Genomic DNA, 12,187 nt, shown 5'->3' with positions numbered 1-12,187 from the left:
ACATCTCCAGCTGGAGGTGGACTATATGTATAGGTCTCAACTGTCCCATCCACCTGAAGGAGCGCTTCTATGTCCTGGTCCAAACCTGCTTACACCGACCTGCGTATCGGCTTCGAAGTCACCATGTACTTCGCAAGCCGCTAAGCTCTGCCGCCTGGTAGAGAATGCAGTGCTACGCCTCGGCTCGCCGGGGCGTTTTTATTTTCAGCTTTCAATGATGGAGCGGCCATGTTTGTCCAGATTCTAGGTTCCGCCGCCGGCGGCGGTTTCCCCCAGTGGAACTGCAACTGCGTGAACTGCGCAGGTTTTCGCGACGGCAGCCTGCGGGCCGAGGCACGTACCCAGTCGTCCATCGCGATTTCCGATGACGGCGTGAACTGGGTGCTGTGCAATGCTTCGCCGGACATCCGCGCCCAGCTCCAGAGTTTTGCGCCAATGCAGCCGGGCCGCGCGCTGCGTGACACCGGCATCAGCGCAATCATCCTGATGGACAGCCAGATCGATCACACCACAGGTCTGCTCAGTCTGCGCGAAGGTTGCCCGCATCAGGTCTGGTGCACCGACATGGTCCACGAAGACCTGAGCACCGGTTTCCCTCTGTTCACCATGCTGACTCACTGGAATGGCGGGTTGAACTGGAACCGTATCGAACTCGATCAGAGCTTCACCGTCCCGGCCTGCCCGAACCTGCGCTTCACCCCGCTGCCCCTGCGTAGCGCCGCACCACCGTACTCGCCACATCGGTTCGACCCGCACCCGGGCGACAACATTGGCCTGATCGTCGAAGACCTGAGCACCGGCGGCAAACTGTTCTATGCACCGGGCCTGGGCAAGGTCGACATATCGCTGCTGAAGATCATGGCCAGCAGCGATTGCCTGTTGGTGGATGGCACGATGTGGGACGACGACGAAATGCAGCGCCGTGGCGTCGGCACCCGCACTGGCCGGGAAATGGGCCACCTGGCGCAGAACGGCCCTGGCGGCATGCTCGAAGTGCTGGAACAGCTGCCCAAGCAACGCAAAGTGCTTATCCACATCAACAACACCAACCCGATTCTCGATGAAGATTCGCCGGAGCGTGCGGAGCTGGCTCGGCGCGAGGTTGAAGTGGCGTATGACGGCATGAGTATTGTGTTGTAGCGGATGGCCCCATCGCGGGCAAGCCACGCTCCCACAGTAGATCTCGTAATCCTGTGGGAGCGGGCTTGCCCGCGAAGGCGTCAGACCAGACACCAAAGAATCCACCGGTTGTACCCGGAGAACCGCAATGACTGACACCGCAATGTCCCCCGCCGAATTCGAAGCGGCCCTGCGCGCCAAGGGTGCCTACTACCATATCTATCACCCGTATCACGTGGCGATGTATGAAGGCCGGGCGACCCGCGAGCAGATCCAGGGCTGGGTCGCCAACCGTTTCTATTATCAGGTGAACATCCCGCTCAAGGACGCCGCGATTCTGGCCAACTGCCCGGACCGCGAGATTCGTCGCGAGTGGATTCAGCGTTTGCTCGACCATGACGGCGCTCCCGGCGAAGAAGGCGGTATCGAAGCCTGGCTGCGCCTCGGCCAAGCAGTCGGCCTCGACCCGGATCAACTGCGCTCTCAGGAACTGGTGCTGCCTGGTGTGCGTTTCGCCGTCGACGCCTACGTCAACTTCGCCCGCCGGGCCCGTTGGCAGGAAGCCGCCAGCAGTTCGCTGACCGAGCTGTTCGCGCCGCAGATCCACCAATCGCGCCTCGACAGCTGGCCGCAGCATTACCCGTGGATCGACCCGGCCGGTTACGAATATTTCCGCACTCGCCTGGGCCAGGCTCGCCGGGATGTGGAGCACGGTCTGGCGATCACTTTGCAGCACTACACTACGCGGGAAGGCCAGGAGCGCATGCTGGAAATTCTCCAGTTCAAACTGGACATTCTTTGGAGCATGCTCGATGCCATGAGCATGGCCTACGAACTGAACCGCCCGCCGTACCACAGCGTGACCGAACAGCGGGTCTGGCATAAAGGAATCATCGTATGAGTTTCGATCGCAGCAAAACCCCGACCTGGCGCCCAGGCTACCGTTTCCAGTACGAGCCGGCACAAAAAGGCCATGTGCTGCTCTACCCGGAAGGCATGATCAAACTCAACGACAGCGCCGCGCTGATTGGCGGTTTGATTGATGGTCAGCGGGATGTCGCGGCGATCATCGCCGAATTGAACACGCAATTCCCCGATGTGCCCGAGCTTGGTGAAGACATCGAGCAATTCATGGAGGTCGCCCGTGCTCAGCACTGGATCGAACTTGCCTGACTCCACGTCAATCAAGTTACCGCCCAAGCCCGAAATCGGCCTGCCACTGTGGTTGCTGGCCGAGCTGACCTATCGCTGCCCGTTGCAATGTCCGTACTGCTCCAATCCTCTGGATTTCGCCGAGCAAGGCAAAGAATTGACCACTGAGCAGTGGCTCAAAGTCTTTCGAGAAGCCCGGGAGATGGGTGCGGCGCAGCTGGGTTTTTCCGGCGGTGAGCCGCTGGTACGCCAAGACCTCGCCGAGCTTATCGCCGAGGCGCGCAAGCTGGGCTTCTACACCAACCTGATCACCTCGGGCATTGGCCTCACCGAGCAGAAAATCAGCGACTTCAAGAAGGCCGGTCTGGACCACATCCAGATCAGTTTTCAAGCCAGCGACGAGCAAGTGAATAACCTGCTGGCCGGCTCAAAAAAAGCCTTCGCGCAGAAACTCGAAATGGCTCGCGCGGTGAAGGCTCACGGCTACCCGATGGTGCTGAACTTCGTCACCCATCGGCACAACATAGACAAGATCGACCGGATCATCGAGCTGTGCATTGCCCTTGAAGCGGACTTCGTCGAACTCGCGACATGCCAGTTCTACGGCTGGGCCCAGCTCAATCGGGTTGGCCTGTTGCCGACCAAAGAACAATTGGTGCGCGCCGAACGTATCACCAATGAATACCGCGCCAAACTGGAAGCCGAAGGGCATCCGTGCAAGCTGATTTTCGTGACGCCGGACTATTACGAAGAACGTCCGAAAGCCTGCATGAACGGTTGGGGCAGCATTTTTCTGACAGTCACGCCGGACGGAACCGCCCTGCCTTGTCATGGTGCCCGACAGATGCCGGTGCAGTTTCCCAACGTGCGCGACCACAGCATGCAGCACATCTGGTACGACTCGTTCGGTTTCAACCGCTTTCGCGGTTACGACTGGATGCCCGAGCCGTGCCGCTCCTGCGACGAGAAAGAAAAGGACTTCGGCGGCTGCCGCTGCCAGGCATTCATGCTCACGGGTGACGCGAGCAATGCCGACCCGGTGTGCAGCAAGTCGGAACATCACGGCGTGATTCTCAAGGCCCGCGAAGAAGCCGAACACGCGACCCAGACCATCGAACAACTGGCCTTTCGCAATGAACGAAACTCACGCCTCATCGCCAAAAGCTGAACCCTTGAGCGCCGCCAAGGCTGTCGCGGCCGGCATCGACTTCGCCGAGTTACAGGTCGGGCAACATGGCCTGTTCTGGAACGAATACCGCCCCGAGGATGCCGCCTGCCGGATCTGGCGGTGGCGCGACGGCCAGGCTCGTTGCCTGACGCCGCCCACCTTCAGTGTGCGCAGCCGGGTGTACGAATATGGCGGCGGCGCATTTTGCCTGACCGATGACGGGCTGGTTTTCGTCAACGAGGCCGATCAGCAGCTGTATCGGCAATCACTGACCGGTGAGGCGCCTGAGGTGCTGACTTCAAGTGAATGCCGCTACGGCGATTTGCACTTCGCCAACGGGCAGGTGCTGGCGGTGGAAGAGAACCGTGATCGACATCGCCTGGTGGCTATCAATCTGACTGACGGCCAACGTCATCTGCTGGCCGAAGGCGCCGATTTCTATGCTGCACCGACCGTGAGTCCTGACGGTCGACGTCTGGCCTGGATCGAGTGGAATCGCCCGGATCAGCCCTGGACCGCTACCCGCCTGATGGTTGCCGAACGCCAGAGTGATCGCAGTTTTGCGCAACCTCGATGTGTGGCCGGCGATAGTGCCCAGGAGTCACTGCAACAACCTCGATTCGATGACAGCAGCCATCTGTATTGTCTGACGGATCGCGGTGGTTTCTGGCAGCCGTGGGTGGAGTCGGGCAACGGCTTGAGCCCACTGCCAAGCGCTGCCGCCGACCATGGACCGGCGCCTTGGCAACTGGGTGGTTGCACCTGGTTGCCGTTGGGCGACGACACTTATCTGGCGAGTTGGACCGAGGGCGGTTTTGGTCGACTGGGGCTTTGTCATGGCGATGGTTCCCGTGACGATTTCACTGGCGACTATAGCCGCTTCCGCCACCTCGCACAGGATGAGCAGTTCATCTACTGCATCGCCGCTTCATCGGTCAGTTCATCGGCAATCATTGCCATCGACCGTGAAACACACCATGTCAACGTTCTGGCCGGCGGTATCGCACCGCTGCCAGCCGAACAGATCAGCCGCCCGCAAACCCTGCGTTATCCAAGCGGTTCGGGCGAGGCCCATGGTTTCTTCTACCCGGCAATGACCAACGACACGAAACCACCGTTGGTGGTGTTCATTCACGGCGGCCCGACTTCAGCCTGCTACCCGATGTTCGACCCGCGAATCCAGTATTGGGCGCAACGCGGCTTCGCCGTGGCCGACCTCAATTACCGAGGCAGCAGCGGCTATGGCCGCGCTTATCGCCAGGCGCTGCATTTGAGTTGGGGCGATGTGGATGTGGAAGATGCCTGTGCGGTGGTGGCCTACCTCGCCGAACGTGGACTGATCGACGGCGACAAAGCGTTTATCCGTGGAGGCAGCGCCGGTGGCTACACCACGTTGTGCGCACTGGCCTTTCACAAGGTCTTTCGTGCGGGCGCCAGCCTGTATGGCGTCAGCGATCCCGTTGCGCTAGGCCACGCCACTCACAAGTTCGAAGGTGATTATCTGGATTGGTTGATCGGCGACCCGGTGCAGGACGCCGAACGCTACGCCGCGCGCACGCCATTGCTGCACGCGAACAACATCAGCGTTCCGGTGATTTTCTTTCAGGGTGAACTGGACGCCGTGGTGGTGCCGCAACAGACCCGCGACATGGTCACTGCGCTACAGGACAACGGCATTCTGGTCGAAGCGCATTACTACGCCGACGAGCGCCATGGCTTTCGCAAGGCCGGCAATCAGGCCCATGCGCTGGAGCAGGAGTGGTTGTTTTATCAAAGGGTGATGGCGCTCGCGAGCTGAAACCGCGTCGTGCCCTTCGCGGGCAAGCCTCGCTCCTAAAGAACGTAGAGGCTTGCCCGCGAAGGCTATTTACCTGACACATCAAAACTCAGCGCTTGGCGATGATATACACCGCATGCACGATCCCCGGAATGTAACCGCACAACGTCAGCAGAATATTCAGCCAGAATGCCCCAGCGAAACCGACTTGCAGAAACACACCCAGTGGCGGCAACAGAATGGCTATGATGATTCGAATAAAGTCCATGGGGTAGCTCCTGATTGAAGTTGGCTCTTGTGAAACCATACAGCTAATCGACCTGCGGCGTTCTACGGGGTTCAGTTGTAAATTCCGATCACTGCCTCCCTCCAAAGGAAGACAAAAAAACGCCCCACGCCAAAAGAATCAGGCGTAGGGCGATGCGTTATACCGCGAGACGGTTCGAGAATTCGTGTAGGACGGGGCTGATCAGACCGCAATACCTTTGCGGCACTGCAGTTGCGCGGTGCGTACACGGGAGAAGGCACGGGCCAGGCGCAGGAGCATTTCGTCGATATTGGCCTTGCTAACGGTGAGGGCTGGGGTAAAGCGCAAGCAATCGGGTTGCGGGGCGTTGAGCAGCAATCCTTCGTACAGCGCAGCCTTGACTACGGCCTCAGCCGAATCGTCGGACAGATCAAGCCCCCAGAGCAGTCCTTGCCCGCGCAACTCACCGTGACCGTAGCGATGAGCCAGACGACTCAAGCCTTCACGCAGATGCTGACCGACCTCGCGCACATGATCGAGATGGCCCTTTTCCTGCACATTGTCGAGGACGACAAGACCGGCAGCACTCATCAGCGCATTGCCGTGATGCGTGCCGGTCAGTTCGCCGACTTCGAAACAACAGGCCTTGCCTCGCGCCAGCAATGCCGCCAATGGCACGCCACCGCCGAGTCCTTTGCCGAGCACGACGATATCTGCCCGCACGCCGTAGGACTGTTCGGCGAGCAAGCTGCCGCAGCGACCGATGCCGGTTTGCACTTCGTCGAGTATCAGCAAGATGCCAAGCTCACGACACAGGCGCTCGACACCTTTGAGGTAGTGTTCGGTGGCGGGAATCACTCCGGCCTCGCTCTGGATCGGTTCGAGCATGATTGCGACAGTCTGGGCGTCCACGGCCGCATGCAACGCCGGCAGGTCATTGAACGGAACATGACTGAAGCCCGGCAGTTGTGGCTCGAATCGGTTGATCAGATTGGAACTGTCCGACGCTGAAATCGTCCCGAGACTACGGCCATGACAACCTTTACTGGCAACAATGATCCTCGAAGCACCGCCGCGATGTCGCTGACCCCATTTGCGCGCCAACTTGATCGCTGCTTCACAGGCTTCGCTGCCACTGTTGAGCAGGTACGCCTGGTCACTGCCGGTGCTGGTACAGAGCCGTTCCGTGAGGTTGAGCATGCCACGGTTATGCAAACTGAAACCTGGGTTGATCAACGACTGAGCCTGTTCCGAAATGGCTTTGACCAGTGCCGAAGGGCTATGTCCAAGGCTATTGGCGCCGCCACCCTGTGAGAAATCAAGATAAGCGCGGTCATCGCTGTCCCACAGCCATGAGCCTTGGCCCCGCACGAAAATCTGTTTCGGCCGTTCGACACTGGGCATCAGACACTCGCTGGTTAAGTTGTCGCTTCTGGACGACAGGGAGGTGTCCATCGCCAGGTCATCAAGGCTCGGTGGTTTGCGTCGCAGGTTGAACAGATTCATTGGGTAAAACCTCGTTTGAGGTTTTCTGTCTTGCCTATGTAAACACCACCGTCGTAAACGCTATTCATCGTGCGCTCTGGCCCTGTAAGCCCTGTGAATGCGGTTAGACTAGGCTTAGGCAAGGCACTGAGCCATTTCGATTTTCCAGCATTTTCGATAAGTATTACTTATGGATTTCAAGCAACTGCGTTATTTCGTCGCGGTCTACGAAGAAGGCCACGTCGGCCGGGCCGCCGAGCGACTTTCAATCTCCCAACCAGCGTTGTCCCAGCAGATTCGCCAACTCGAAAAAAACCTCGATGTGAGCCTGTTCGAGCGCAGCAGCAAACGTCTGCTGCCCACTCTGGCTGCCCATACGCTGTACAACCATGCTCTGCCCTTGCTCGATGGCCTGCAGCGCGCACGCGAAGCCTTGGGCAACTTCAAGGGAAAGGCGCTACGAACCTTGGCCATCGGCGTACTGCAGACCGTCCACTCCAGCCTCGTGCCGCAAATGCTCGAACGCGTGCGCAAGGCACAGCCACATTTGGTGGTGCAGATCTATGAACTGACCGGCCTGGAAATCGAGCGGCGGCTACTCAACGGTTCACTGGACATCGGCATCAGTTACCTGCCGCCCCGTCAGCCGGGTTTGCACGGCGTGCAGTTGTACGAAGATGAACTGACCCTTGTCATCCCGGTGGACCACCCGTTGCGCGAGTTCAAGAAAGTCTCTATGAGCCAGGCCGCCGAGTTACCGATGTTGCTACTGGGTGAAGAGTTCCAAGTGAGGCAGATCTGGCAGGCACAATTAGCCAATCTGGGACGTCGCCCCCAAGTGCAGGCTGAGCTGAACAACATGGCGGGGATTCTCGACAGCCTGCCGCACACGCGACTGGCGACGGTTCTGCCTGGGCGCTCACAAAAGACCCATGGCGATCAGGCCTTGCTGTGGAAACCACTGAGCGAGCCGCGGGTGCCGCTGAAAGTCGGATTGGTGTGTCGGGATGTGCAGCGGCAACAGGCTTCGCTGACGTTGTTGCGGACATTGCTGGAAGAAGTGATGAATGGGCCAGATGACCACTTGAATGGCCCGGCGACACTGGACGGGTTGAGCTGAGCACTTTTTTCCAGGTAAAAGAAAACCCCGCCGAAGCGGGGCTTTGCAGACTGTTTCCCTGACATCCATTTCACTCCGCCGTCCTGGCAGAATCCTACGTGTCCGTGTTGTTGCTTTGCGCTTCCTGCGCGACGTCCATGTGAAGTAGATTAGCTCTGGATCCAATCTTCGCCTATGGGAAAACAGCAGCACGTTATGTAAGAGAATGCTTACATAACGTCAAAGGATCAGAATTGTCCAGCATCCAGCAGGAACAGCGATTCGCTGCCCGCCTTTACCGACGCGCTCAACGAGTGAATACGCGGCAGCAGACGTGCGAAATAGAACCGCGCCGTACCGAGTTTGCTCGCGTAGAAGTCGTCCTGCGCTTCTTTACCGAAGGCTGCCTTGGCCATCAGTGCCCACATGTAGGCGTAGGCCATGTAGCCGAATGCTTGCAGATACTCGACCGACGCCGCGCCGATTTCGTTCGGGTTGTTTTTCGCCCGGTCCAGCAACCACGCAGTCAGTTCGTCGAGGGTGTCCACCGCATCATTCAGCGGCTGGGTGAACTCCGCCAGGTCAGTATTGGCTGTCCCGATGAAATGACGAATCTCATCAGCGAACAGATTGTAAAACGCCCCGCCGCTGCCGACGATTTTGCGTCCTACAAGGTCCAGCGCCTGAATGCCATTGGTGCCTTCGTAGATTTGCGTAATACGAACGTCGCGCACCAGTTGCTCCTGGCCCCACTCACGGATGTAGCCGTGACCGCCAAACACCTGCTGGCCGTGAACCGTGGTTTCCAGACCCAGGTCGGTCAGGAATGCCTTGGCCACCGGCGTCAGCAGTGCAACCAGGTCTTCTGCGCGCTTGCGGGTGGTGGCGTCTTCGCTGAACTTGGCGGTGTCCAGCTGCATCGCCACGTAAGTCGAGAAAGCACGGCCGCCTTCGTTCGAGGCTTTCATGGTCAGCAGCATGCGGCGCACGTCCGGATGCACGATGATCGGGTCAGCGACCTTGTCTTTGTTTTGCGCGCCGGTCGGCGAGCGGCTTTGCAGGCGGTCACGAGCATATTCGATAGCGTTCTGGTATGAGCGCTCGCCAGTGGCCAGGCCCTGGATGCCGACGCCCAGACGCTCGTAGTTCATCATGGTGAACATTGCCGCCAGGCCTTTGTTCGGCTCGCCGACCAGATAACCCACGGCTTCGTCGAAGTTCATCACACAGGTTGCGGACGCCTGGATGCCCATCTTGTGTTCGATCGAACCGCAGTTCGCCGGGTTACGTGCGCCCAGGCTGCCATCGGCATTGACCATGAACTTGGGCACCAGGAACAGCGAAATGCCTTTCGGCCCCGCCGGGGCGTCCGGCAGTTTGGCCAGTACCAGGTGAATGATGTTCTCGGTCAGGTCGTGTTCACCGCCGGTGATGAAGATTTTGGTGCCGCTGACTTTGTAGGAACCGTCGGCCTGAGGCTCGGCCTTGGTGCGGATGATCCCCAGGTCAGTACCGGCATGCGGCTCGGTCAGGCACATGGAACCGGCCCAGACACCGGCGTACATGTTTGGCAGGTACGCCGCTTTCAGCTCTTCGCTGGCGTGGGCGTTGATCGACAGGCAGGCGCCGGCGGTCAGCATCGGGTACAGACCGAACGACAGGCTCGCAGAGTTGACCATTTCTTCGACCTGCGCCGAAACCGCCTTGGGCATGCCCATGCCGCCGTAGGTCGGATCACCACCGACACCAACCCAACCGCCTTCAGCGTAAGTCTGATAAGCCTGTGGGAAACCGGCCGGGGTGGTGACGGCACCGTCGGCCCAGTGGCAGCCTTCTTCGTCAGCTGCACGGCTCAGGGGCGCGATGCTTTTGCTGGTGACCTTGCCGGCTTCTTCGAGAATGGCTTCGACCGTTTCCGCATCGACGGTCTCGGCCAGCGCAGGCAGTTCGGCCCAGAGTTTGGCGACCTCGAAAACTTCATTGAGGACGAAGCGCATATCGCGCAGGGGCGCTTTGTAGTCAGCCATGGCAAACCTCGCAAGATCTAAACAGGTGGTTCGTAGAATAGTGATTTCGTTGTGTCCGAGTGTACCCCAACAACTTTTACGACACATAGGGTCGACTAGTGACCGTTTTGTAATTTTTAGTCACAGACATTTCATCTGAGATAGTTTTCGCCTGCCAGAACGCATTCGCGGGCAAGCCTCGCTCCTACAGGTCGTGTCGCAGCCCATTTCACATAGACGACATAGAACCGTAGGAGCGAGGCTTGCCCGCGAAGCTTTTCAAGCCAGATCGTCAGAGCGCAAACAACTCTGCCGGCAGCTTCATCAGGCAATCGCTGCCCGCCTCGATGGCCGCCCGATGAGCAGCCGTACGTGGCAGCAAACGCTTGAAGTAAAACTCGCTGGTCGCCAGCTTGCCCTGGCAGTAATCCGCATCGCCGCCGCCCGCCTCCAACTGCGCCTGGGCCACCAATGCCATACGTAGCCACAGGTAGCCGAGGATGATGTAGCCGCTGTACATCAGGTAATCCACCGAGGCGGCGCCGACTTCATCCGGATTTTTTATCGCGGCCATGCCGACCTTGGTGGTCAACTCGCCCCACTGCTGATTCAGACCATTGAGCTGCGCCACATAGTTGCCGAGTTGCGGATGTTCAGCGTTTGCCGCACAGAATTTATGGACGATTTTGGTGAAGCCACGCAGCAGTTTTCCCTGACTGCCAAGGACCTTGCGCCCAAGCAAGTCCAGCGCCTGAATGCCGTTGGTGCCTTCGTAGATCGGCGCGATCCGGCAGTCGCGAACCAGCTGCTCCATGCCCCACTCACGAATGAAACCGTGGCCGCCAAACACCTGCATGCCGAGGTTGGTCACCTCCAGCCCGGTGTCGGTCATGAAGGCTTTGCAGATCGGCGTCAGGAATGCCAACAGGTCTTCGGCCTCCTGACGCGCCGTTTCATCCGGGCTCAGATGAGCGACGTCCAGCAACTGCGCGGTGAAATAAGTCAGCGCCCGGTTGCCTTCATTGAAGGCCTTCATGGTCAGCAACATCCTGCGCACATCGGGATGAACGATGATCGGGTCGGCGACTTTTTCCGGTGCTTTCGGGCCGGTCAGCGAGCGCATTTGCAGGCGGTCGTTGGCGTATTTGATCGCGCCCTGGAAACTTGCCTCACCCAGACACAGACCTTGCATGCCGGTGCCGAGCCGCGCGTGGTTCATCATGGTGAACATGCAGTTCAGGCCCTTGTTCGGCTCACCGATCAAGAATCCCTTGGCGTCGTCGAAATTCAGCACACAGGTGGCCGAGGCCTTGATGCCCATTTTGTGTTCGATCGAGCCGCAGGAAACACCATTGCGCTCACCCGCCTCGCCCTCAGCATTGGGTAGGAATTTAGGAACGATAAACAGCGAAATACCCTTGGTACCGGCCGGCGCGTCCGGCAGTTTGGCCAGCACAAGATGAATGATGTTGTCACTCATGTCGTGTTCGCCGGCGGAAATGAAAATCTTGCTGCCGGAGATCGCGTAACTGCCGTCAGCCTGAGGCGCGGCGCGGGTCTTGATGATGCCCAGATCGGTGCCGCAATGGGCTTCGGTCAGGCACATGGTGCCGGTCCATTGGCCGGCAGTGAGTTTGCTCAGGTAGGTTTGTTTCTGTTCTTCGGTGCCATGGGCGTGAATCGCCGACATCGCACCGTGAGTCAGGCCGGGGTACATGCCCCAGGAGGTATTGCTGGAACCGACCATCTCACTGATGACCAGCCCCAAAGAACTGGGTAAACCCTGGCCGCCGTAAGCCGGATCCGCCGCCAGACCATGCCATCCGCCTTCCACGTACTGCGCGAAAGCCTGCTTGAAACCTGTAGGCGTTGTGACCGCGCCGTTGTCGAAATGGCAGCCTTCCTCGTCGCCGCTTCGGTTCAGCGGTGCGAGAACGTTCTCACAGAATTTCGCGCCTTCTTCAAGGATCGCATTAATCATGTCCGGGCTGGCATCGGTGGCGCCCAGCGCGGCGTAGTTGCTGTGAAAATCGAAGACGTGGTCGATCAGAAAGCGCATATCGCGCAGGGGAGCTTTGTACTCGGGCATAGTCATTTCTCCGGCAGCAGATTGCTCAAACCTACTGCCGCGCAC

At 59.1% G+C, this 12,187-nt stretch carries 11 protein-coding genes; 7 read left to right on the top strand and 4 right to left on the bottom strand.

Translation table 11 applies throughout. The annotated features are described in order from the left end of the window. The first annotated feature begins 69 nt into the window (after positions 1–69). The 6 genes from pqqA (at position 70) to AB7M26_RS08140 (ending at position 5,237) form a co-directional block, all read left to right on the top strand. Entirely contained in the window at positions 70–144 is a 75-nt protein-coding gene (gene pqqA, locus AB7M26_RS08165; RefSeq protein ID WP_009045898.1) for a pyrroloquinoline quinone precursor peptide PqqA, read from the top strand. An 84-nt stretch (positions 145–228) separates the two neighbouring features. Continuing rightward, a complete protein-coding gene (pqqB, locus tag AB7M26_RS08160) occupies positions 229–1,140 on the top strand; it encodes a pyrroloquinoline quinone biosynthesis protein PqqB (RefSeq protein WP_123497362.1) in 912 nt (303 codons plus the stop codon). 127 nt (positions 1,141–1,267) lie between these two features. Next, the gene (gene pqqC, locus AB7M26_RS08155; RefSeq protein WP_123497360.1) at positions 1,268–2,020 is read left to right on the top strand and encodes a pyrroloquinoline-quinone synthase PqqC; all 753 of its coding nucleotides are present in this window, start codon (positions 1,268–1,270) and stop codon (positions 2,018–2,020) included. Further along, entirely contained in the window at positions 2,017–2,292 is a 276-nt protein-coding gene (gene pqqD, locus AB7M26_RS08150) for a pyrroloquinoline quinone biosynthesis peptide chaperone PqqD (protein WP_123497358.1), read from the top strand. The genes pqqC and pqqD overlap by 4 nt, the downstream gene beginning before the upstream one ends. Beyond that, positions 2,264–3,439 (top strand): pyrroloquinoline quinone biosynthesis protein PqqE, encoded by a 1,176-nt coding sequence (pqqE, locus tag AB7M26_RS08145; RefSeq protein ID WP_123497356.1) that lies wholly within the window; start codon positions 2,264–2,266, stop codon positions 3,437–3,439. Before pqqD ends, pqqE begins: the two co-directional genes overlap by 29 nt. Beyond that, entirely contained in the window at positions 3,405–5,237 is a 1,833-nt protein-coding gene (locus AB7M26_RS08140) for a S9 family peptidase (RefSeq protein WP_123497354.1), read from the top strand. The genes pqqE and AB7M26_RS08140 overlap by 35 nt, the downstream gene beginning before the upstream one ends. 88 nt (positions 5,238–5,325) lie before the next feature. Here AB7M26_RS08140 and AB7M26_RS08135 read toward each other — a convergent pair whose 3' ends face one another. Then, positions 5,326–5,484 carry a YqaE/Pmp3 family membrane protein gene (locus AB7M26_RS08135; protein ID WP_007904205.1) on the bottom strand — a complete coding sequence of 53 codons (159 nt, stop codon included), beginning with the start codon at positions 5,482–5,484 and terminating at the stop codon, positions 5,326–5,328. Between the two features lie 201 nt (positions 5,485–5,685). Further along, on the bottom strand, positions 5,686–6,969 hold the full coding sequence (locus tag AB7M26_RS08130; protein WP_123497352.1) for an aspartate aminotransferase family protein: 1,284 nt from the start codon (positions 6,967–6,969) through the stop codon (positions 5,686–5,688). 169 nt (positions 6,970–7,138) lie between these two features. Here AB7M26_RS08130 and AB7M26_RS08125 point away from each other — a divergent pair, with 169 nt between their 5' ends. Next, complete coding sequence (locus tag AB7M26_RS08125; protein WP_123497350.1) at positions 7,139–8,068, top strand: LysR family transcriptional regulator; 930 nt, start codon at positions 7,139–7,141, stop codon at positions 8,066–8,068. Positions 8,069–8,295: 227 nt separating this feature from the next. Here the strand turns inward: AB7M26_RS08125 and AB7M26_RS08120 are convergent, their stop codons facing one another. Both AB7M26_RS08120 and AB7M26_RS08115 read right to left on the bottom strand, forming a co-directional pair. After that, positions 8,296–10,074: an acyl-CoA dehydrogenase C-terminal domain-containing protein gene (locus tag AB7M26_RS08120; protein WP_123497348.1), complete on the bottom strand. Its 1,779-nt coding sequence runs from the start codon at positions 10,072–10,074 to the stop codon at positions 8,296–8,298. A gap of 271 nt (positions 10,075–10,345) precedes the next feature. Beyond that, positions 10,346–12,142: an acyl-CoA dehydrogenase C-terminal domain-containing protein gene (locus AB7M26_RS08115; RefSeq protein WP_123497346.1), complete on the bottom strand. Its 1,797-nt coding sequence runs from the start codon at positions 12,140–12,142 to the stop codon at positions 10,346–10,348. Positions 12,143–12,187: the final 45 nt, after the last annotated feature.

The organism is Pseudomonas sp. F-14 TE3482 (genome assembly GCF_053629455.1).
This window is presented reverse-complemented; position numbering and strand designations above follow the sequence as displayed.

Bases quoted from the DNA above. Each gene is read 5' to 3' on its own strand.
- AB7M26_RS08125 (WP_123497350.1), top strand. From the start codon at position 7,139: ATGGATTTCAAGCAACTGCGTTATTTCGTCGCGGTCTACGAAGAAGGC.
- AB7M26_RS08130 (WP_123497352.1), bottom strand. From the start codon at position 6,969: ATGAATCTGTTCAACCTGCGACGCAAACCACCGAGCCTTGATGACCTG.
- AB7M26_RS08120 (WP_123497348.1), bottom strand. From the start codon at position 10,074: ATGGCTGACTACAAAGCGCCCCTGCGCGATATGCGCTTCGTCCTCAAT.
- pqqC (WP_123497360.1), top strand. From the start codon at position 1,268: ATGACTGACACCGCAATGTCCCCCGCCGAATTCGAAGCGGCCCTGCGC.
- pqqB (WP_123497362.1), top strand. From the start codon at position 229: ATGTTTGTCCAGATTCTAGGTTCCGCCGCCGGCGGCGGTTTCCCCCAG.
- AB7M26_RS08115 (WP_123497346.1), bottom strand. From the start codon at position 12,142: ATGCCCGAGTACAAAGCTCCCCTGCGCGATATGCGCTTTCTGATCGAC.
- pqqD (WP_123497358.1), top strand. From the start codon at position 2,017: ATGAGTTTCGATCGCAGCAAAACCCCGACCTGGCGCCCAGGCTACCGT.
- AB7M26_RS08140 (WP_123497354.1), top strand. From the start codon at position 3,405: ATGAACGAAACTCACGCCTCATCGCCAAAAGCTGAACCCTTGAGCGCC.
- AB7M26_RS08135 (WP_007904205.1), bottom strand. From the start codon at position 5,484: ATGGACTTTATTCGAATCATCATAGCCATTCTGTTGCCGCCACTGGGT.